20 protein-coding genes and 2 tRNA genes are annotated in these 20552 nt (G+C 68.7%); 10 read left to right on the top strand and 12 right to left on the bottom strand.

All coding sequences use genetic code 11. The features are described 5' to 3' along the window. The first annotated feature begins 104 nt into the window (after positions 1 to 104). From G0Q01_RS16710 to G0Q01_RS16700, 3 genes are read left to right on the top strand one after another with little or no spacing between them, the layout of a single operon-like run. Entirely contained in the window at positions 105 to 1151 is a 1047-nt protein-coding gene (locus G0Q01_RS16710; RefSeq protein ID WP_164195680.1) for an ABC transporter permease, read from the top strand. Beyond that, the gene (locus G0Q01_RS16705; RefSeq protein WP_164195682.1) at positions 1148 to 2095 is read left to right on the top strand and encodes an ABC transporter permease; all 948 of its coding nucleotides are present in this window, start codon (positions 1148 to 1150) and stop codon (positions 2093 to 2095) included. Before G0Q01_RS16710 ends, G0Q01_RS16705 begins: the two co-directional genes overlap by 4 nt. Next, positions 2096 to 3382, top strand: coding sequence for an amidohydrolase family protein (locus tag G0Q01_RS16700; protein WP_164213669.1), 1287 nt, complete (start codon positions 2096 to 2098; stop codon positions 3380 to 3382). Positions 3383 to 3529: 147 nt separating this feature from the next. On the opposite strand, the gene G0Q01_RS16695 is transcribed toward G0Q01_RS16700, so the two are convergent. The 6 genes from G0Q01_RS16695 to G0Q01_RS16670 form a co-directional block, all read right to left on the bottom strand. Beyond that, positions 3530 to 3604: transfer RNA gene (locus G0Q01_RS16695), tRNA-Glu, on the bottom strand. Between the two features lie 124 nt (positions 3605 to 3728). Next, positions 3729 to 3803, bottom strand: a tRNA-Glu gene (locus G0Q01_RS16690). A gap of 131 nt (positions 3804 to 3934) precedes the next feature. Continuing rightward, entirely contained in the window at positions 3935 to 5680 is a 1746-nt protein-coding gene (gene recJ, locus G0Q01_RS16685; protein ID WP_164195686.1) for a single-stranded-DNA-specific exonuclease RecJ, read from the bottom strand. 224 nt (positions 5681 to 5904) lie between these two features. After that, complete coding sequence (gene glpX, locus G0Q01_RS16680) at positions 5905 to 6873, bottom strand: class II fructose-bisphosphatase (RefSeq protein WP_164195688.1); 969 nt, start codon at positions 6871 to 6873, stop codon at positions 5905 to 5907. 149 nt (positions 6874 to 7022) lie between these two features. Continuing rightward, complete coding sequence (locus tag G0Q01_RS16675; RefSeq protein WP_108966366.1) at positions 7023 to 8315, bottom strand: homoserine dehydrogenase; 1293 nt, start codon at positions 8313 to 8315, stop codon at positions 7023 to 7025. Positions 8316 to 8445: 130 nt separating this feature from the next. Beyond that, a complete protein-coding gene (locus G0Q01_RS16670) occupies positions 8446 to 8748 on the bottom strand; it encodes a hypothetical protein (protein WP_164195690.1) in 303 nt (100 codons plus the stop codon). Positions 8749 to 8877: 129 nt separating this feature from the next. Between G0Q01_RS16670 and G0Q01_RS16665 the strand changes: the two genes are divergently transcribed. Continuing rightward, positions 8878 to 9468 (top strand): TetR/AcrR family transcriptional regulator, encoded by a 591-nt coding sequence (locus G0Q01_RS16665; RefSeq protein WP_164195692.1) that lies wholly within the window; start codon positions 8878 to 8880, stop codon positions 9466 to 9468. 34 nt (positions 9469 to 9502) lie between these two features. On the opposite strand, the gene G0Q01_RS16660 is transcribed toward G0Q01_RS16665, so the two are convergent. After that, entirely contained in the window at positions 9503 to 9931 is a 429-nt protein-coding gene (locus tag G0Q01_RS16660; RefSeq protein WP_164195694.1) for a c-type cytochrome, read from the bottom strand. A gap of 205 nt (positions 9932 to 10136) precedes the next feature. Between G0Q01_RS16660 and G0Q01_RS16655 the strand changes: the two genes are divergently transcribed. Continuing rightward, entirely contained in the window at positions 10137 to 10568 is a 432-nt protein-coding gene (locus tag G0Q01_RS16655; RefSeq protein WP_108966374.1) for a DMT family transporter, read from the top strand. Between the two features lie 21 nt (positions 10569 to 10589). Here G0Q01_RS16655 and G0Q01_RS16650 read toward each other — a convergent pair whose 3' ends face one another. The 3 genes from G0Q01_RS16650 to G0Q01_RS16640 all read right to left on the bottom strand — a co-directional run bounded on the left by G0Q01_RS16650 (position 10590) and on the right by G0Q01_RS16640 (position 13524). Further along, positions 10590 to 11435: a calcium-binding protein gene (locus G0Q01_RS16650; protein WP_164195696.1), complete on the bottom strand. Its 846-nt coding sequence runs from the start codon at positions 11433 to 11435 to the stop codon at positions 10590 to 10592. Between the two features lie 126 nt (positions 11436 to 11561). Beyond that, positions 11562 to 12245 (bottom strand): ABC transporter ATP-binding protein, encoded by a 684-nt coding sequence (locus tag G0Q01_RS16645; RefSeq protein ID WP_164195699.1) that lies wholly within the window; start codon positions 12243 to 12245, stop codon positions 11562 to 11564. Then, positions 12238 to 13524, bottom strand: coding sequence for a lipoprotein-releasing ABC transporter permease subunit (locus G0Q01_RS16640; RefSeq protein ID WP_164213668.1), 1287 nt, complete (start codon positions 13522 to 13524; stop codon positions 12238 to 12240). Before G0Q01_RS16640 ends, G0Q01_RS16645 begins: the two co-directional genes overlap by 8 nt. A gap of 189 nt (positions 13525 to 13713) precedes the next feature. Here G0Q01_RS16640 and G0Q01_RS16635 point away from each other — a divergent pair, with 189 nt between their 5' ends. Both G0Q01_RS16635 and G0Q01_RS16630 read left to right on the top strand, forming a co-directional pair. After that, the gene (locus G0Q01_RS16635) at positions 13714 to 14829 is read left to right on the top strand and encodes a pyridoxal phosphate-dependent aminotransferase (RefSeq protein ID WP_164213667.1); all 1116 of its coding nucleotides are present in this window, start codon (positions 13714 to 13716) and stop codon (positions 14827 to 14829) included. Positions 14830 to 15028: 199 nt separating this feature from the next. Then, a complete protein-coding gene (locus G0Q01_RS16630; RefSeq protein ID WP_108966383.1) occupies positions 15029 to 15235 on the top strand; it encodes a histidinol phosphate aminotransferase in 207 nt (68 codons plus the stop codon). A gap of 58 nt (positions 15236 to 15293) precedes the next feature. On the opposite strand, the gene G0Q01_RS16625 is transcribed toward G0Q01_RS16630, so the two are convergent. After that, positions 15294 to 16493 carry an alanine--glyoxylate aminotransferase family protein gene (locus tag G0Q01_RS16625; protein WP_164213666.1) on the bottom strand — a complete coding sequence of 400 codons (1200 nt, stop codon included), beginning with the start codon at positions 16491 to 16493 and terminating at the stop codon, positions 15294 to 15296. 210 nt (positions 16494 to 16703) lie between these two features. Here G0Q01_RS16625 and G0Q01_RS16620 point away from each other — a divergent pair, with 210 nt between their 5' ends. The 3 genes from G0Q01_RS16620 to G0Q01_RS16610 all read left to right on the top strand — a co-directional run bounded on the left by G0Q01_RS16620 (position 16704) and on the right by G0Q01_RS16610 (position 19984). Continuing rightward, positions 16704 to 17399, top strand: a complete 696-nt coding sequence (locus G0Q01_RS16620) for a tyrosine-protein phosphatase (RefSeq protein ID WP_164195708.1) — start codon at positions 16704 to 16706, stop codon at positions 17397 to 17399. Next, positions 17396 to 19153: an ABC transporter ATP-binding protein gene (locus tag G0Q01_RS16615; RefSeq protein ID WP_164195710.1), complete on the top strand. Its 1758-nt coding sequence runs from the start codon at positions 17396 to 17398 to the stop codon at positions 19151 to 19153. Before G0Q01_RS16620 ends, G0Q01_RS16615 begins: the two co-directional genes overlap by 4 nt. Positions 19154 to 19222: 69 nt before the next feature. Then, a complete protein-coding gene (locus G0Q01_RS16610; protein WP_164195712.1) occupies positions 19223 to 19984 on the top strand; it encodes a folate-binding protein YgfZ in 762 nt (253 codons plus the stop codon). A gap of 66 nt (positions 19985 to 20050) precedes the next feature. On the opposite strand, the gene G0Q01_RS16605 is transcribed toward G0Q01_RS16610, so the two are convergent. Continuing rightward, complete coding sequence (locus tag G0Q01_RS16605) at positions 20051 to 20527, bottom strand: GNAT family N-acetyltransferase (protein WP_164195714.1); 477 nt, start codon at positions 20525 to 20527, stop codon at positions 20051 to 20053. Positions 20528 to 20552: the final 25 nt, after the last annotated feature.

Here is a 20552-nt window from a genome sequence, read left to right as displayed (position 1 = left end):
CCTCACAGGCTCCCTCCGTCCTTCTTCTCCTAGCAAGTACGCACATCCCGCGCCCTCCACCTGCGCCGCACGCGGGGCAGAGTCACAGCCCGCCAGAGCCCCCCATGCGCCTTGATCCGATACCCGCCCCCTCGCCGGCCCGCAGATTTGGCCTGCCCGCATTGGCGCTCGGCGCCACGGTGCTCGTCGCCATGGGGCTGGCCCTCATCGCCGGGGCCGACCCGCTCGCCACGCTTGGCCTCATCGCCCGCGGCGCCGCCGGCTCGAAGTTCGCGCTTCTTGAGACGCTCAATCGCGCCACGCCGCTCATTTTCACCGGCCTCGCCGTCTCGGTTGCCTTCCGTGCCAAGCTCTGGAACATCGGCGCCGAGGCGCAGCTTTACGCCGGCGCGCTTCTCACCGTGATCATCGGCACGCAATTCGGCCTGCCCGGCCCGCTCGCCCTGCCGCTGATGGCACTCGGCGCGGTGCTCGCGGGCGCGCTGGTGCTGCTCGGGCCGGTGCTGCTGAAGACCCGGCTCGGTGTCGACGAGGTGGTCACCACCTTGCTGCTCAACTTCATCATGGCGCTGTTCATCTCCTACCTGCTCGAGGGCCCGCTGAAGGACCCGATGGGCATGGGCTGGCCGAAGTCCCCGGCCCTGCCGCGCGATGCCCGCCTGCCGCGGATCGTCGAGGGGCTGCGGCTGCACTGGGGGTTTGGTCTGGCGCTGATCTCGGCGGCGGCCGTCTGGGTCCTGCAGACCCGCACCACCCTCGGCTACGAGATCCGCGCCACCGGCCTCAACCCCGAGGCGGCGCGCTTTGCCGGCATTCCGGTCGGCAGGGTGCTGGTCAAGACCGCGCTGATCTCCGGCGGGCTCGCGGCGCTGGCGGGCTTTTCCGAGGTGGCAGGGCTGAAGGGCAACCTCACCGCCGATCTGTCGCCCGGCTTCGGCTACACCGGCATCGTCGTCGCCATGCTGGCGCTCTTGCACCCGCTTGGGGTCATCGTCTCGGCACTCTTCGTGGCGGGGATCTTCGTCGGCGCCGACAGCATGTCGCGCGCCGCAGAGGTCCCGACCTATATCGCCGACATCCTCTTGGCCGCCGCGCTGCTGTTCATGGTGCTGGCGATCCTTCTGACAAAGTTCCGGGTGGTGCGCGGATGACCGAGATCGCCGATATCCTCCTCTCCGCCAGCTTCTGGGCCGCGGTGCTGCGCATCGCCTCCCCGCTGATCTTCGCCACGCTCGGAGAGCTGATCTGCGAGCGCGCCGGCGTTCTGAACCTCGGCATCGAGGGCATCATGGTCTTCGGCGCCTTCGCCGGCTGGATGGCGGTCTACGCGGGGCTCGGGCTCTGGCCCGGGGTGCTGGTGGCGCTGCTGGCGGGCATGGCCTTTGGTGCGCTCCACGCGCTGCTGACGGTGCCCTTCGGCCTGTCGCAGCACGTCGTCGGGCTCGGCATCACCATGCTGGCCACATCCTCGGCCTATTACGCCTACCGCCTTGCCCTGCCCGAGGTCACCAGCCCGCCGCGCATCACGCCCTTCCAGCCGCTGCACATCCCGGGGCTCTCGGACATCCCCTGGCTCGGGCAGGCGCTCTTTTCGCAGACCGCGCTCACGTGGGCGGCCTTCGGTTGCGTGGCCGTCGTGGCGTTGGTGCTCTACCGCACGCCGCTCGGCCTCGCGGTACGCGCGGCAGGCGAGAGCCCGCAGGCGGTCGAAGCACAGGGCCTCTCTGTCACTGCGATCCGCATGGGCGCGGTCGTCGTCGGCTCGGGCCTGATGGCCGTCGGCGGCGCCTTCCTGACCATGTCGGCCTTCTCGTCCTTCTTCTTCGAGATGGTCAACGGCCGCGGCTGGATCTGCATCGCGCTGGTGGTCTTCGGCGCGTGGAAGCCGGGCAAGGCGCTCCTCGGCGCGCTGCTCTTCGCCGGCTTCGACGCGCTGCAAATCCGTCTTCAGCAGACGCCCATGGGACAGCTCGTGCCGTATCAGGTCTTCCTGATGATCCCCTACGTGCTGTCGATCCTCGCCCTCATCCTCATGTCGCGCCGGGCCGAGGTGCCCGCGGCACTGATGACCCCCTTCAACCGCGGAGAGCGCTGAATGGCCACTTTCGACATCCTCGTCACCGGCGGCACCCTGCCGGACGGCACCATTGCCGACATCGGCATCACCAAGGGCCGGATCACCGCCATCGGCGACCTGACCGGCTCCATGGCGGGCGAGACCATCGACGCGGCGGGCGACCTCGTCTCGCCGCCCTTCGTCGATCCGCATTTCCACATGGATGCGACGCTCAGCTACGGCACCCCGCGGATCAATGCCTCGGGCACCCTGCTCGAGGGCATCAACCTCTGGGGCGAGCTGCGCGAAGAGGCGACGGTCGACGAAATGGTCAGCTGCGCGCTGGAATATTGCGACTGGGCCGTCTCTCTGGGCCTGCTGGCGATCCGCAGCCATGTGGACACCACGCCCGATCACCTCAACACCGTCACCGCCATGCTCGAGGTGCAGGAGCGGGTAAAACCCTACCTTGACCTGCAGTTCGTCGCATTCCCTCAGGACGGCTTCCTGCGCAGTCCCACGGGGCGCGAGAACCTGATCCGCGCGCTCGACATGGGCGTCGGCGTGGTCGGCGGCATCCCCCATTTCGAGCGGACCATGGCGGACGGCGCCGCATCGCTGAAGGAGCTTTGCGAGATCGCCGCCGAGCGCGGCCTGCTGGTCGACATCCATTGCGACGAGACCGACGACCCCCTGTCGCGTCACATCGAGGCGCTGGCTTTCGAGACCCAGCGGCTCGGGCTGCAGGGGCGCGTCGCCGGCAGCCACCTCACCTCGATGCACTCCATGGACAACTATTACGTGTCAAAGCTGCTACCGCTGATCGCGGAAGCGGAAATCTCCGCCATTCCCAACCCGCTGATCAACATCACCTTGCAGGGGCGGCATGATACCTACCCCAAGCGCCGGGGCCTCACCCGGGTCAAGGAGATGCAGGCCATGGGCATTCGCGTCGGCTGGGGGCAGGACTGCGTGCGCGACCCGTGGTACTCGCTCGGCACCGGCGACATGCTCGACGTCGCCTTCATGGGGCTGCACGTGGCGCAGATGACCTCGCCGCAGGAGATGGCCCGCTGCTTCACCATGGTGACCGAGGAGAACGCCAAGATCCTGCATCTGGAGGACTACGGTCTGGCCGAGGGCAACATGGCCTCGTTGGTGGTTCTGGATGCGGGGGATCCCGTCGAGGCGCTGCGGCTGCGGCCCGATCGGCTTTGCGTGATATCCAAGGGCAAGGTGGTGTCGCAGCAGGCCCGCAACGACGCAAAGCTCGCCCTGCCCGGCCGTCCCGGCAGCGTGCGGCGGCGGCACAAGGTCAAGTCCTGAGCGCAGCCGGAACAATTCGCTGTCCCTGCGGGGACAGCGGTTTGCACGGTTACCAAGGCCAAGCCGGAAACGCGAAAATGGCCCGCGAAACGCGCGTGCCCTTGGCGGTGCCAATCGCTGGCCTTGTTCATGCTGTATTGAGAGAAATGGCAGCCCGTAGGGGAATCGAACCCCTCTTTCCAGGTTGAAAACCTGGCGTCCTAACCGATAGACGAACGGGCCATTGCAACGCGACCACCGAAACTTTCGACCCGATGGAGAGGTTGTTGCGAACCTCATGAACCCCAGCTGACCCGGTCTCTGACCCCGGTTTTGCCTGTCCCCGCGGGGACAGAAACAAAACCAGTGGCAGCCCGTAGGGGAATCGAACCCCTCTTTCCAGGTTGAAAACCTGGCGTCCTAACCGATAGACGAACGGGCCGTGCCGGCTGGTGAGGGGCGTTCTAGTCAAAGCTCCGACCCCTTGCAAGCGGAATTTTGCGGTTTTTTCACCCATCCGTGACTTTTTCTCAAACCACTGATATATAATAATAAATGCCGGGGCGAATCCGATTACCCAGCGGCAGGCGCAGCATCCTCCAGGCGCATCTGCACCGAGCGCCGCCCGTTCCACTCGTTGATCTCGAAGCGCCCGGCGAGGTGGAATCGTCCGCCCTTGTGCTGGCTCAGTGCCTGGCCCATCGGCGTGTCGAAGGCACCAAAGCAGATGGCGTCGATCTTCGCCCCGAGCCCGTCGCCGGCGGTGATCTTGAGGTGCCCGGTCCCGACCTCCTTGGCAAAGAGGATCTGCGCGTCGGGCATGGCAAAGCGCGGACCCGGCGCCCCCGCACCGAACGGCCCCGCCTGTTCCAGCCGATCGCAGAGGTCGGTGCTGGCCACCCCTGGCATCATCAGCCCGTCGAGCCGCAGGTCGGCCGCGCCGCCCTGCCCCGCGCCCTGCTTTGCGAGAAGCTCGGCAAGACGCGCCATCGCCGGTTCCAGCTTGTCCTCGGCCACGGTGAGACCCGCGGCCATCTTGTGCCCGCCGCCCTTGATCAGCAGCCCCTCGGCGGCGAGCTTCTGGATGCTCGCGCCCAGATCGACACCCGAGACCGAGCGGCCCGAACCCTTGCCCTCGCCGCCCTCGAAGCCGATGACGACGGAGGGGCGGTTGGTCATCTCCTTGAGGCGCGAGGCGACGATGCCCACCACGCCCGGATGCCAGCCCTCGCCCGCCGCCCAGACCAGCGGCGCGTCGAGGCCGCGGTCCTCGGCCTGGGCGATCGCCGAGGCGCGCACGGCCTCCTCGACCTCGCGCCGCTCGGAGTTCAGCTTGTCGAGCCGCTCGGCCAGCGCCTCTGCCTCGTGCCGGTCGCGGGTGGCGAGCAGCCGCGCGCCCAGGTCGGCCTGGCCGATCCGCCCGCCGGCGTTGATCCGCGGCCCCAGCACGTAGCCCAGGTGGTAGGAGCTCGGCGCGGTATCGAGCCGCGCCACGTCCGACAGCGCCACCAGGCCGGGCCGCGCGCGCCGCGCCATGACCTGCAGCCCCGAGCGGACGAAAGCACGGTTCACCCCGCGCAGGGGCGCCACGTCGGCAACGGTGGCCAGCGCCACGAGATCGAGCAGCGACATGAGGTCCGGGCCCTTGGCCCCGGCCTCGCGGATCTGCCGCCCGCAGTCGACCAGCACCATGAAGACCACGGCAGCCGCGCAGAGATGCGCCAGCGCGCCGTCCTCGTCCTGCCGGTTGGGGTTCACGACGGCGACGCAGTCGGGCAGCGTCTCGCCGCCGAGGTGGTGATCGAGCACCACCACATCCGCGCCCGAGGCCGCGGCGATGGGGTCGTGCGAGAGCGTGCCGCAGTCGACGCAGATGATCAGGTCGTGCGCCGCAGCGAGCTGCTGCATGGCGGGCACGTTGGGGCCGTAACCCTCGTCGATGCGGTCGGGCACGTAGAGCGTCGCCTCGAGGCCGAGCTGGCGCAGCCAGTCGATCAGCAGCGCCGCCGAGCTTCCGCCGTCGACGTCGTAATCGGCGAAGATGGCGATGCGCTCGCGGCCGCGCACCGCCTGCAGGATGCGGCCAGACGCTTTTTCCATGTCGCGCATCACCCGTGGGTCGGGCATCAGGTCGCGCAGCTTGGGATCGAGGAACCCCGGCACTTCCTCGCCAGGCACGCCGAGCCGCGCCAGCACCGCGCAGAGCGGCCGCGGCAGGTGGGTGGCCTGCGCCAGCGCCTCGGCCTGCCGCTCGACCTCGACCGCCGGACCGACCCAGCGCCGCCCGGTCAGCGACTGCTCCACACCCAGATAGCTCATGCGCCCCTCGCGTTTCTTCTTTGCCTCGAACCGCCCCCTCCTAGCGTGAAACGGCGCGGAACGGAACGGGCCTCCCCTGCCCGGCGCCGCGCGTGCGCAGAGCGCACAATCTGCCTATCTGCAAAGACAGGACGCGGGGGCCGGGAAACGCGGAAGGGGCCCGCGCGATGCGAGCCCCTCCTTCACTTTCCAAAGCCGCAAATCCAGCGTCAGCCGCCCGGCGATCAGCCCTCGAAGGGGTTGCGGTACTGCACGCGGCGCACCGAGCCGGTCTTCGAACGCATCAGGATGGTCTCGGTCTCGATCCAGCCCGGCGAGCGCTTGATGCCCGAGAGAATCGAGCCGTTGGTCACCCCGGTGGCCGCGAAGATCACGTCGGCGGTGACCAGCTCGTCGCGGGCGTAGATCTTGTCGAGATCGGTGATGCCGGCCTTGGCGGCGCGGCCGCGCTCGTCGTCGTTGCGGAACAGCAGACGGCCGTACATCTGGCCGCCCATGCACTTCAGTGCCGCCGCCGCGAGCACACCCTCGGGCGCGCCGCCCGAGCCCATGTACATGTCGATGCCGGTGATGTCGGGCTCGGCGCAATGCATCACGCCGGCGACGTCGCCGTCGGTGATCAGCCGGATGCCGGCGCCGGTGGCGCGGACCTCGGCGATCAGCTCCTCGTGGCGCGGACGCTCGAGGATGCAGACGGTGATGTCGGTCATCGCGCAACCCTTGGCCTCGGCCAGCGCCGCGACGCGCTCGGAGGGGGTCATGTCGAGCGTCACCACGCCCTCGGCGAAGCCCGGACCGATCGCCAGCTTGTCCATGTAGACGTCGGGCGCGTGCAGCATCGAGCCGCGCGGACCCATGGCGATCACGGTCAGCGCGTTCGGCATGTCCTTGGCGGTCAGCGTGGTGCCCTCGAGCGGGTCGAGCGCAATGTCGACGCCCGGGCCGTTGCCGGTGCCCACTTCCTCGCCGATGTAGAGCATCGGTGCCTCGTCGCGCTCGCCCTCGCCGATCACCACGACGCCCGCGATATCCAGCAGGTTGAGCTGTTCGCGCATGGCGTTGACCGCAGCCTGGTCCGCGGCTTTCTCGTCGCCGCGGCCGATCAGGCTGGCAGAGGCGATGGCGGCCTGTTCGGCGACCCGGGCGAGGCCCAGCGAAAGCATACGGTCATTGAAATCGACGGGAGCGGACATGGAGACTTCCTTGAAAAATTTGACGCTTGGAAAGGGTGTAGCGCGCGCGGTCCGACGAGGGCAAGGCCGCTGGCGCTAACCGTCCCCGCACAGCACGGCGCGGGGACGGAGAGATGCCGGAAGGGGGCAAAGCAGGCGCGGCGCGCGCCTCAGACCGCCTCGATGCGCAGCGCCACCGGGGTGCCATGCACCACACCGGTGGCGGCCATGGCAGCCAGCGCCGAATCGAGCGCTTCGCGGGTGGTCTTGTGGGTGACGATCAGCACCGGGGCGGTGTCGGCGGTGGCGGACTGGCCGTACTGGCGCAGGCGGTTGATCGACACACCCGCCTCGCCGAGCGCCGCGGCGACCTTGGCGAGCGCGCCGGGCCGGTCGGCCAGCGCCATGCGCAGGTAATAGGGTGCGGGGGTGGTCGCCTTGGCCGGGACCGCCCGCAGCAGGCTCGAGGCCGGGGCGCCGAAGGTCGACAGCCGCGTGCCGCGTGCCACGTCCATCACATCGCCCATCACCGCCGAAGCTGTCGGCCCCTCGCCGGCGCCGGCGCCGCGCAGCACGATCTGGCCAACCTCGTCGCCCTCGATCACCACCATGTTGGTGCCGCCATCGAGCTGACCCAGCGGCGAAGAGGCGGGCACGAGGCTCGGCGCCATGGATTGTTCGAGCCCGCGCTCGGTCATCCGCGACACGCCCAGCAGCTTGATGCGGTAGCCCATGTCGGCGGCCTGGCGGATGTCCTCGATCGAGACCCGGCCGATGCCCTCGAGCTCGACCGCATCGAAGGCGACCTGGGTGCCATAGGCGATGGACGACAGAAGCGAGAGCTTGTGGCCAGCGTCGATGCCGCCCACGTCGAGCTCGGGATCGGCCTCGAGATAGCCCAGCCCGTCTGCCTCGGAGAAGGCTTCCTGGTAAGACAGGCCCGCGTTCTCCATCCGCGTGAGGATGTAGTTGCAGGTGCCGTTCATCACGCCCATGACCCGGGTGATGCGATTGGCCGAAAGACCCTCGGTCAGCGCCTTGATCACCGGGATGCCGCCCGCAACGGCGGCCTCGAAGCGCAGCACCGCGCCGGTGCTGTCGGCCAGTTCGGCCAACGCCTGCCCGTGGTGGGCCAGCAGCGCCTTGTTGGCGGTGACCACGTCCTTGCCGAGTTTCAGCGCGGCCTCGGTGGCGGCCTTGGCGGGGCCGTCGGAGCCGCCCATCAGCTCGACCAGCACGTCGATGTCGTCGCGCTTGGCAAGGGCGACGGGGTCGTCCTCCCAGGCATAATCGGCCAGCGAGACGCCGCGGTCCTTGTCCCGGTTGCGCGCCGAGACCGCCGAGATGACGATTTCGCGGCCAGAGCGGGCGCCGAGCAGCGCCGCCTTTTGTTGCACGATCTTGACGACGCCGGCACCGACGGTGCCAAGGCCCGCAATCCCCAGGCGCAGAGGTTCAGACATTTGCGGGATCCTTCTTCTTCGGTGTCTTCAGGTGATTTGGTCGCCGTTGCCTTAGCCGTATCGCGGCGCGGGTGCAACGTCGCGGAAGGGCGCGGCAGCGCCCGCAAGCCAGCGCCGCGGCCGCCCGGCTTTACGCGCCCGGAACCTCGGGGAAGGTGACGCCGCCGTCCATGCGCCTGCGGGTGCCCTCGTCCACCACATCGCCCTGCTGCAGCGCGGCGGCGCGGCGGCGCAGCGCCTCGGCACGGGTGTCCAGGTCCGCGGCCATCTCGGGCTGGGTCCGTGCCGGCGGCTGGCCCTCGAGCAGCCCCGAGAGCGGCACCAGCCGGGGCCAGGGCGCGCGCGCGACGCCGGGGCTCTGCGAGCCGTCGAACTCGGGGAAGTCGGTGCAGGCGCCCGTCAGGGCAAGGAAGGTCAGGAGCACGAGGCGCATGGGATGTTCGGGTCGCTTTCCGGGCCGGTGTCGCGGTTGACTGTGCCCGTCTTGCCGCAAGCGCCGCGGCAGGGCAAGGGCGGCGCGCGCCGCGCTTGATCTGAACGCACGTTCAGATAAACAGGGGACATGGCCCGTACCGCAGGATCGCATTCCGACATCACCGGGCCGCGGATCCGCGAGGCGGCGCTGCGGCTCTTTGCCAAGCACGGCTATGCCGCCGTCTCGATGCGCCGGATCGCGTCGGAGGTCGGCGTGCAGGCGGGGGCGCTCTACAATTACATCCCGGACAAGCAGGCCCTGCTCTTCTCGCTGCTCAAGGGCCATATGGACGAGCTGCTCGAGGCCTGGGAAGCAGAGCCGCATACCGCCGATCCGCTGGCCCGGCTCGAGGCCTTCGTGCGTTTTCACATCCGCTTCACCCTGCGGCGCGCGGAATCGATCTTCATCTCCTACATGGAGCTGCGCAACCTCGAGCCGGAGAACTTCGCGCAGATCGAGGCGCTGCGCAGACGCTACGAAGAAGTGCTCGAGCAAATCCTGCGCGACGGACAGGCGGCGGGTCAGCTTTCGGTGCCCGACACGCGGATCGCCGCCTTTGCGCTGATCGGCATGCTGACCGGGGTGAACACCTGGTACCGCGAAGGCGGGCGGCTCTCCGAGCAGGAGGTCGCCGCGCTCTACTGGGACATGGCGCGCAAGGCGGTGGGCGCGGCCTAGGCGCCGCGCCAGACGCCTTGCAAGGGGCGCGGCCTCAGTTGGTGACCTGGATCGATTCGAGATATTCCATCAACGCCACCATCTTGCGCGGCGTCGGCGTCAGGATGCCGTCGCCGGTGTCCAGCGGCACTTCCTCGCCCTTCAGCAATTCGCCGAATTCCGGCATGCCCGGGCCCTCCATATCGGAGCGCGCGTAGCCATCGATCATCGAGAGCACCTCGGCGCGGGGGAACTCGCCGCCCCGGCGCGCGGCAATATGGGTGAGATCGGCGGGGGTGATCCCGAGATCCGCCGCAAGCGGCCCGTTGCCGACCGCCGTGGTGCCATGGCAGGACGCGCAATAGTCCATGAACAGCGCCTGGCCGTCCGCCGCTTCGGGCATGGAGGCCTCCATGCAGGCCCCAAGGCCCAGCAGCCCCGCCGCGGAGATCGCCCAGATCCCGCCCTTCATCACCGTGTTCATTGCGCGTGCTCCCTCAACATGTCGTCCGGGGCCAGGCCCGGCCTTGCAGCGCGGTTGTCCCCGACCCCTTTCCCCTGTGTCGCCCGGCACCGCGGGCGGATCAAGCCCGGATCAGACCCGAGGACATTCCGGTGCCCGGTTTCGACGGTGACATTCGCCGCGGGTCGCGCCAATGTCGCGCCGACAGCGAAGACGGAGACCGCGAATGCCCACTCAAGCCCTGATCATGCTCGCCGCCGGGATCGGCATCCCGGTGCTCGCCGCGCTCAATTCGCGGCTCGGTGTCTGGATGGGCTCGCCAGCGGCCGCGGCGGTGATCCTCTTCTGCGTTGCGTTATGTGCCAGCCTGATCGTGCTTGTCTCGCTCGATGTCCGCCCGCTCGCGCGGGCGGCGGATGCCCCGAAGTCCCTGTTCCTTGCCGGGCTCTTCGTCGCCTTCTACGTGCTCAGCGTCACCTATGTCGCCCCGACCTTCGGGGTCGGGCGAGCGGTGTTCTTCGTGCTGCTGGGGCAGCTCATCAGCGCCGCGGCGATCGACCACTTCGGGCTTTTCGGCGTGATCGCCACACCGATCAGCGCGCGGCGCGGGCTGGGGCTGGCGATGATGGCGGCGGGCGTCTTCCTCGCGCAGCGCTGAGGCCCTGCGTCAGGCCGCGCCTCAGGCCGCCGCGCCGAGGAAGGCGACGCTGTGCGAGGTGATGGGCGCGCTGCGGCCGACCAACGTGACCGAGGCACCATTGTCCAGCGTGACCACCAGTCCAGACGGGCCGGCGACCTGCGAGACGATCTCGGGGGCGATGTCGCCCTCGTAGGTGAAGACGACCATGTCTTCGGCCTCGTCGAAATCCTCGATGACCGCGCCGTCGGCGAGCACGAAGCGGTCTGCCCCTGCCCCACCAAGACCGAGGTCGCCGGCGCCGAGCGTCAGCGTGTCGTCGCCGCTGCCGCCGATGAGCAGGTCGGCCTCGCCGTCGTCGCCCTCCGCGTCCGAGCCCCAGAGCAGGTCATCGCCCGAGCCGCCCATCACCGTGTCGGCACCTGCGCCACCGGCGATCGTGTCGCCGCCGCTGCCGCCCTCGGCGTAATCCGCGCCGCTGCCCGCGTCGATGCTGTCGGAGCCCGCAAACCCGTAGATCACATCGCCTCCAGCGCCGCCAAAAAGCGTGTCGCCGGTCTCGCTGCCCGAGAGCGTGTCGTCGCCGTCGCTGCCGATGGTCGTGTGGGTGTCTATGCCGGAGGTGTCCTCCTCGGCGGTGTCGCCGGGCGCTTCGGTCTCCGCCTCGCCCGTGATGTCCTCAGGGGTGCCGTCGCCCGTTCCCTCTTCGGTCGCGGGATCCGCGTCGTCCTCCTCGATGGGGAGAATCATGTCCTCGCCGCCGATTTCGGTCTCATCCTCAACAACGTCGTCAGAGGCGTCCTCGTCGTCGCCGCCCTTGTCGAAGGGAAACGCGGCGACGGCGAATGGCAGGAGCGCCGTGAGCGCGATGAGGAATTCGAGGGGCATGGGGGCGTCCGGGGAGGTCCAGGGTCACGAGGCGTTTCGCCCGGACCCTGGCGCCGGAGTGTGACAAAAATCTGGCGCGGTCGCGGCCCTGCCGGGGTCTTCCTGAGAAGCGCCCGGCGGCCGCGCTCAGAGCGCGACCAGCCGCCCCTCGCGCAGCTCGACCTGCCGGTCCATGCGGCCCGCCAGCTCGAGATTGTGCGTGGCGATGAGCGCCGAGAGACCTGTCTCACGCACCAGCGTCATCAGCGCGCCGAAGACCCGGTCCGAGGTCGCAGGATCGAGGTTGCCCGTCGGCTCGTCCGCCAGCAGCAGCTTCGGCGCATTGGCCATGGCGCGGCAGAAGGCGACGCGCTGCTGCTCGCCGCCGGACATGGCCGCCGGACGATGCGCGGCGCGGCCTTCGAGCTCGACCGACGCCAGAAGCTGGCGCGCCCGGGCCGCGGCCTCTTTTGGCGGCACGCCGTTGGCGAGCTGCGGCAGGGTGATGTTCTCGAGCGCGGTGAACTCGGGGAGGAGGTGGTGGAACTGGTAGACAAAGCCAACTTCCTGCCGGCGCACGATGGTGCGGCGGCGGTCGGACTTGCCGCCCAGTACCTCGCCCGCGATCGCCACCTCGCCCGCGTCGGCGGTGTCGAGCAGACCGGCGATGTGCAGCAGCGTCGACTTGCCCGCGCCCGAGGGGGCGACCAGCGCCACCACCTCGCCGCGGCCGACCTGCAGCTCGGCGCCGCGCAGCACCTGCACCTCGTTGGGCTTGCCGCGTTTGTAGAACTTCTCGATGCCCGACAGGCGCAGGACGGGATCACTCATAGCGCAGCGCCTCCACGGGGTTCATGCGCGCGGCACGGCGCGCGGGGAAGATGGTCACGATGAAGCTGAGGCCGAGCGAGAGCGCCATGGCGGCGAAGACGTCGGCCCATTGCAGCTTGGCGGGAAGCGAATAGATGCCGCGCACCGCCGGATCCCAGACGCCGCCGCCCGCGACGTAGTTCACGAAGGAGAAGATCGGGTCAATGTAGATGGCGAAAAGGCAGCCGAGGATCACCCCGAGGATCGTGCCGATCACCCCGGTGAAGGCGCCGCAGATGAAGAAGACCCGGAGCACCGAGCCCTCGGTGAGCCCCATGGTGCGCAGGATGCCGATGTCGCGGCCCTTGTTCTTGACCAGCATGATGAGGCCGGAAACGATGTTCATCGTCGCGATGAGCACCAGCACCGAGAGGATCACGAACATCACGTTGTCCTCGATCTCGAGCGCGCGCAGGAAGCCGCCCGAGGCGTCCTGCCATGTCCAGACCAGCGCGCCCTGCCCGGCGGCCTGCTGGATCGCCGTGGCCATGCCGTCGACGGCTTCGGGGTCGTCCACCATCACCTCGAGCTCATCCGCCGCGCCTTCGCGGTTGAAGTAGAGCTGCGCCTCCTCGAAGGGCATGTAGGCGCGGGTCCGGTCGATGTCGTAGCGCCCGGCGGTGAACACCCAGACCACCTCGTAGGCCTTGACCCGGGGGGAAATGCCGAAGGCGGTCTTCACCCCGTCGGGAGAGATGAGTTTCACCTGATCGCCCACATCCACCCCCAGCTCGCGCGCCACGCCCGAGCCGAGCGCGATGCCGCTCCCGAAGCGCGAGAGATCGCCGCGCCCGGTCTCGGGATCGACGACACGGCGGATGCCCTGCAGGTCCTCGCCCGAGATGCCGAAGACCTCGACCCCGGCATTGCGGCCGTTGGCATTGGCCATGACCTGCCCCTTGACCAGCGGCGCGGCCCGTTCGACGCCGGGCACCTCGGCCACGGCTTTCGCTCGGTCCGCATAGTCCTCGAAGGTGCGCAGGGTGCGGCCCTCGTCGTCGACGCGGGCCGAAGAGTAGACCGTCACATGGGCGTTGGAGCCGAGGATCGTGTCGACGAACTCGGCCCGGAAGCCCGAGCGCACCGAGAGCGTGGCAATCAGCGCGAAGACCGCGAGCGTGATGCCGATGAGGCTGATCCAGGTCATCACGCTGACACCGCCCTCGGCGCGCCGGGCACGCAGGTAGCGCCAGGCGATCATCCATTCGAAGGGGGCAAAGGGCGGCGGGGTACGGGCCATGGGCACTCTTTCAGGGTCAGCTTGTCGCGCGCGAACCTGACCGCAACCCCCGGCGGGGTCAATCCCTCGCCGCCCGGCCCTACGGTGCTGTGACCGGGGCGCCCGTGTGGCGCGGGGCGCGGGACCGCGGCGGGTGGCGGCAGTGTCCGGCCTATTGCCAGAGCTATTGCGCTGCGGCATATCTCCGCCATGACTGGACCTCGCTACACCCCGCTCGTCGCCTCGCTTCCCGAGACCGTGCCCTTCGTCGGCCCGGAAACCCAGGAGCGCGAGCGCGGCGCCCCGTTCCGCGCCCGCATCGGTGCCAACGAGAACGTTTTCGGCCCCTCGCCCCGCGCGATCGAGGCGATGCAGCGCGAGGCCGCGGAGATCTGGAAATACGGCGACTCGACCAGCTATGAGCTGCGTCATGCCATCACCGCCGAGCATGGTGTCGCGCCCGAGAACGTCATGGTCGGCGAGGGCATCGACGGGCTTCTCGGCTACCTCGTGCGGCTGCTGGTGGCGCAGGGCGATGCGGTGGTGACCTCGGACGGCGCCTATCCGACCTTCAACTACCACGTGGCCGGCTTCGGCGGGGTGCTGCACAAGGTGCCCTACAAGGATGACGCCGAGGACCTGCCCGCCCTGCTGGCCAAGGCCGCCGAGGTGGATGCCAAGCTCGTCTACTTCGCCAACCCCGACAACCCGATGGGCTCGTGGAAGCCGGGTGCGGAGATCGCGGCGCAGCTCGGCACCGTGCCCGAGGGCACGCTGCTGGTGCTCGACGAGGCCTATGTGGAGTTCGCCCCCGAGGGCACCGCGCCCGAAATCGACATCGAAGATCCGCGGGTGATCCGCTTCCGCACCTTCTCCAAGGCCTACGGCATGGCGGGCGCGCGGGTCGGCTACGCGCTGGCGGCGGCGCCGCTCATTCGCGCCTTCGACAAGATCCGCAACCATTTCGGCATGAACCGCGCGGCGCAGGCCGGGGCCCTCGCGGGGCTGCAGGACCGGGACTGGCTGGAACAGACCATCGAGAAGGTCGCCGCCGCGCGGGCGCGCATCGCCGCCATCGCGCAGGCGAACGGGCTGCGCGCCCTGCCCTCGGCCACCAATTTCGTCGCGGTGGACTGCGGCGGCGACGGCGCGTTCGCCAAGGCGGTGCTGGAGGGGCTCGGCGCGCGGGGGGTCTTCGTGCGCATGCCCTTCGTTGCGCCGCAGAACCGCTGCATCCGCATCGGCGCGGGCACCGAGTCCGATCTTGACGCGCTGGAAGAGGCATTGCCCGCGGCGTTGGCGGAAGCCCGCGAGAACGCCGCCTGAGCCAGCTCTTCGGTCAGATGCACAAATTTCCGCCGACCTGTATCGACAGATCGGCGGGAAAGGTTTTCGAAAGCAGTTTTGATCAGCCTGAAGCGTGACCCGGGCCCGGGGTGCGCTACCCTTGTGCTATTGCACGTCCCCTCTCAGCCCGCCGTCTTTTCAGTCTGCCGTCTTAGTCTGTCTGTCCGAGGATCGCATTATGGCCTATCCCTCCGAACCGCCGCGGCCCGATTTCTCCAGCGCGAACCTCGTGCTGGTCTTCGTGGTGATGTTCCTTGTCTTCCTGCTGCTCTGGATCAGCTACGGGCTTGGCCCGGTGGTGATCGCCGGAGTGGCGATCAACCACGTGATCACGATCATCGAGCATCGCCGGAACGGCCGACGCGAGACCCCGCCGCAGCGGTGAGCCCCGCGCCCGTGCTAAGTCTTCGCGCCGGACACGAGCCGAGCCCGCGCCGAGCCTGTCAGCCCTTGGCGATCTCTGCGGCGGCGGCGCCGAGCGCGCCCTGCCCGTAGGGAATCCCGATTGACACGAAGCCCGCCTCGATCACGCCCAGCAGGCCAAGGATCATATGCGCGTTGACGTGGCCCATATGGCCCATGCGGAAGAAGCCCGTACCCATGGGGTCCTCGGGCTCGGCCATGCCGAGGCCGATGCCCAGCGTCACGCCCGCCTCGGTCTCGCACCACTTGCGCAGCTGCGCGCCATAGGGCTTGCCGAGCCGCAGCGCGGTCACCGCGTGGCTGCGCAGGCCGCGGTCGGCGACGTTGAGCGTCAGCGGGCCGCCCTGCCCCCAGGCCTCTGCCGCCGCCCAGATGGCGCGGGCCAGCACGGCATGGCGATGCCAGACCTGCTCGATGCCCTCTTCGCGGATCATGTCGAGCGCCACGCGCAGACCATAGAGGTGATGCGTCGGGGCGGTGCCGCCGAAGTACTGGTAGAAGAAGTCGGGATTGCCGCGCGGAACCCAATCCCAGTAGCGCGACACGCGGGGCATCTCGGCGCGGCGCGCCTCGGCCTTGTCGTTGAAGAAGACGAAGCCCAGACCCGGCGGCACCATCAGCCCCTTCTGCGAGCCGGTGACCATGATGTCGACGCCCCAGTCGTCCATGCGGAATTCCTCGACGCCCAGCGAGGCGACGCAGTCGGCCATCAGCAGCGCCGGGTGGCCGGTGCTGTCCATGGCGGCGCGCAGGCTCGCGAGATCGTTGCGGATCGAGGTCGCCGTGTCGACGTGGCTGGCCAGCACGGCCTTGATCTTGCGGTCCTTGTCGCTCCGCAGCGCCTCGGCCACCAGTTCCGGATCGTAGGTGGACTTGGTGCCGAAGTCGATCAGCTCGACCTCTACGCCGAGACCCTGTGCCATCTCGGCCCAGCCATGGGCAAAGCGGCCGGTCGCCGGCACCAGCACCTTGTCGCCCTCGCCCACCACATTCGCCAGCGCCGCCTCCCAGGCACCGTGGCCGTTGGCGATGTAGATCGCCACCTTGGCCGCCTCGCTCTGCGCGACGTAGCGCAGGTCGGGGATCATCCCGGCCACCATCTCGACGATCGCCCCTTCGTAGATATTGGGCGAGGCGCGGTGCATGGCGCGCAGCACCGCGTCGGGCATGACGGAAGGACCGGGAATGGCCAAGTAGGGGCGACCATGGGCGAGAGACATGCGAAAACTCCGAAAGCACCCCTTGAAATTCCGGGGCGAGGGCCAACCTAACCGCGGTTGCGCCGAGGTCAATCTCCCTCGGCCGCGCCGCGGACACGCCACGGACACGCCCCGGATGCAGGGCCGCGGCAAGCCCCGCGCAGGGCACGGCGCTTGCCAGCAGGGGCCGGAGACCGTAAACCGCCGCGCGACAGGCACAGGAAATAATGCATGCTGACCAAGTTCTGGGACAAGATCGAGACCGCGGAGCGGCGCTTTCGCCGATCCTTCGGCAAGGACATCTCGACGCCCCGCGCCCGGATGCTCTCGAAGCTGCATTACAATGTCTTTGACCATGCCTTCCTGCGCCTCTTCTGGCACAATTTCTGGCAGATCGCTCCCGGCGTCTGGCGGTCGAACCAACCGACCCATGCGCGCTTCGAGAAATACGCGCAGATGGGCATCAAGACCGTCATCACGCTTCGCGGCGAAGAGAAATACTCGCATTATCTCTTCGAGAAGGAGAGCTGCGAGCAGCTTGGCCTGACGCTGCTGCATGCCAAGCTCTGGGCGCGCATGGCGCCCAAGGCCGAGCGGATCACGCATCTCATCGATACGATGCGCGAGGCCGAGAAGCCGATGATGTTTCACTGCAAATCGGGCGCCGACCGCGCCGGCTTCGCCTCTGCCGTCTACCTGATGGTGTTCGAGGGCGTGCCGGTCGAAGAGGCGCGCAAGCAGATGGGGCTGAAATACGCCCACCTCGAGTTCACCAAGACCGGGATCCAGGGCTACATCCTCGACACCTATGCCGCGCGCAACCGCCGCCGGCCGATCGCCTTCGAGGAATGGGTGCGCACGGAGTACGACTCGCGCCAGCTGCAGGCGGGCTTCGACAACAAGCGCCCGCCGGAAGAGATGGCATGAGCAGCGCGGACAAGAAAAGCGGCAACCTGCTCTTCTGGCTCGGGCGCCGCTATCTCTGGCGCTACCGCTGGCAGATCGTCATCGCCTTTGTCTTCATGATGCTCGAAGGCTCGATGTTCGGGTTCCTCAGCTACATGATGAAGCCGATGTTCGATCAGGTTCTGGTTGGCGGCAGCCGTGCCGCGCTGACCTGGGTCGGCATTGCGATCTTCTCGATCTTCATGATCCGCGCGCTGGCCAGCATCATCCAAAAAGTGGTGCTGACGCGGGTTTCGCAGCTGACCGTCGCCGACATCCGCAACGACCTGCTGACGCACCTCATGCGGCTGGACGGCAGCTTTCATCAAAAATACGGCCCCGGCTATCTGATGCAGCGTATCGAGGGCGACGTCGCCTCGGTCAGCAAGGTCTGGAGCATCCTGATCACCGGCACCGGCCGCGATATGATCGCGCTGGTCTCGCTCTTCGGCGTGGCGATCACGATGGACTGGCGCTGGACGCTGATCGCGTTGGTCGGCGTGCCGCTCATGGTCGCGCCCTCGGTCATGCTGCAGCGCTACGTGCGCAGATATGCGCGCCACGCGCGGGACATCTCGGCCGGCCTGTCTACCCGGCTGAACGAGATCTTCCACGGCATCGTGCCGATCAAGCTCAACCGGCTCGAGAAATACCAGGCCAAGCGCTACAAGTCGCTGACCAAGGAGCGGGTCCGCACCACCGTCGCCTCGAGCCTCGGCCAATCGGCCATCCCCGGACTGATCGACGTGATGTCCGGCATCGGCATCTGCGGCGTGCTGATCTTCGGCGGCGGCGAGATCATCTCGGGGCAGAAGAGCGTCGGCGATTTCATGGCTTTCTTCACTGCCATCGGCCTCGCCTTCGAGCCGCTGCGCCGGCTCGGCGCGGTGAGCGGCACCTGGCAGATCGCCGCCGCCTCGATCGAGCGGATCAAGGAGCTTTTGGAGCTCGAGCCCGAGCTGCGCGATCCGCCGCACCCGGTCCCTGCCCCCAAGGGCGTGCCCGAGATCGTTTTGAGCGGCGTCGAGCTGAACTACTCCGGCTCGGCCGTGCTGCGCGGCACCAGCTTCACCGCCGAGGCGGGCAAGACCACGGCGCTTGTCGGCGCCTCGGGCGCGGGCAAGTCGACGGTGTTCAACGTGCTGACCCGGCTGGTCGATCCCGATGCGGGCGAGGTCACAATCGGCGGCGTGCGCACGGATGCCATGAAGCTCGCCGAGCTGCGCGGCCTGTTCTCGGTGGTCAGCCAGGACGCGCTGCTCTTCGAGGACAGCCTGCGCGAAAACATCCTGCTCGGCCGCGAAGACGTGCCCGAGGCCGAGCTCGACAAGGTGCTCGAGGCGGCGCATGTCGCGGACTTCGTGCCGCGCCTGCCCGACGGGCTCGACAGCCTCGCCGGCGCCCGCGGCAGCAACCTCTCGGGCGGGCAGCGCCAGCGCGTGGCCATCGCCCGCGCCCTGCTGCGCGATACGCCGATCCTGTTGCTGGACGAGGCCACCTCGGCGCTCGACGCGGCCTCGGAGCAGGTGGTGCAGGCGGCGCTCGACCAGCTCTCGGCCGGGCGCACAACGCTGGTCATCGCGCACCGGCTGTCGACCATCCGCCATGCCGACAAGATCGTGGTGATGGATGCCGGCCACGTGGTCGAACAGGGCACCCATGATGAGCTCTTGGCGCTTGGCGGCGCCTATGCACGTCTGCACGCCATGCAGTTCGAGGATGAACAGACCGTCTGAGGCGCTCCCCCTGTAACCTGTCCCCCGCCGCGCCTATAGTCGGCGCAATGGACAACCGACGGAGCAACCATGACCGCCACCACAGGCATCCCGACGGACGCCCCGCGCAGCGTCCTGCGCGTCAGCGGCCCCGAGGCCAACGACTTCCTGCAGAACCTTGTCACCAACGACCTGGGCAAGCTGAAGGACGGGCTGGTCTATGCCGCGCTGCTGACGCCGCAGGGCAAGTACCGGGCGGACTTCTTCCTCGTGCCACGCCCCGACGGGGCGATCCTCATCGACGTGGCCGAGCCGCTCGCCGCCGACCTGACCCGCGCGCTCACGCTGTACAAGCTGCGCGCCAAGGTCGAGCTCGAACCGACCGACATCGCCGTGAGCCGCGGCACCGGACCGGCGCCCGAGGGCGCCTATGCGGACCCGCGCGATCCTTCGCTGGGCTGGCGCGGCTACGACGGCCAACCCGGCCAGGACGCCGACTGGAGCGCGCTGCGCGTCGCCGCCTGCGTGCCCGAGAGCGGCGTCGAACTGACCCCCGACAGCTTTATCCTCGAGACCGGATTCGAGCGCCTGAACGGTGTCGACTTCAAAAAGGGCTGTTACGTCGGCCAGGAGGTCACCGCGCGAATGAAGCACAAGACCGAGCTGCGCAAGGGACTGGTGCCCGTCGAGGTGACCGGCGCAGCGCCGGTGGGCACGCCGGTCGAGAGCGATGGCAAACCCGCGGGCACGCTTTACACCCAATCGGGCGGGCGTGGCCTTGCCTACCTGCGCTTTGACCGGGCCGAGGGTGAGATGCGCGCCGGAGAGGCGACGCTGCGCCGCATCTCTTGAGCCGGTCCGCAGAGGCGCGGGCCGACAGGCAGGCATGATGCGCAGACGGATCACTCCGCGACCAAGCTAGATCGCTGCCTGAAAGCGCTTTTCGAGCACCTCCACCGCCCCCTTGGCGCCCGCCCCGAGCATCAGCGCGCGCGGGGGGGCGTTGAAGGCGTGCACCGTGGTGGTCCAGCCCTCTGCCCCCTGCCCGGCGATCTCGGCCTCGAAGCCTGCAATGAGCCGCCGCGCCACGCCGCGCCGGCGCCAGGAAGGCTCGACCCAGATGTGTTCGAGTTCGGCCCGGCGCTGCGCATGACCGAGCGTGGTGGCCCCGGACAGCCGCCAGCGCCACATCAGGTAGCCGCGCGGCACGTGACCCACGCGGTAGGCGCGCAGCTGGGCGCCCTGCGCCATGGCCTCGGCCAAGAAGCTCTGCAGCTCGGCCTCGCTGGCGCGGTCGTGGAACCGGTGCGGCACATGGGCGACGTGCAGCTCGTGCAAGCCGCGCAGCATGACGGCCAGCGCGGGAATGTCTTTTGAATCGCAAGACGTGAACATGAAAAAGGGCCTCCTGGGCTATGCG

It is taken from the genome of Salipiger sp. PrR007 (assembly GCF_010499845.1).
GTDB lineage: Bacteria > Pseudomonadota > Alphaproteobacteria > Rhodobacterales > Rhodobacteraceae > Salipiger > Salipiger pacificus_A.
Note: the sequence above shows the minus strand (reverse complement) of the source record. Positions and strands in the feature narration are given on the sequence as shown.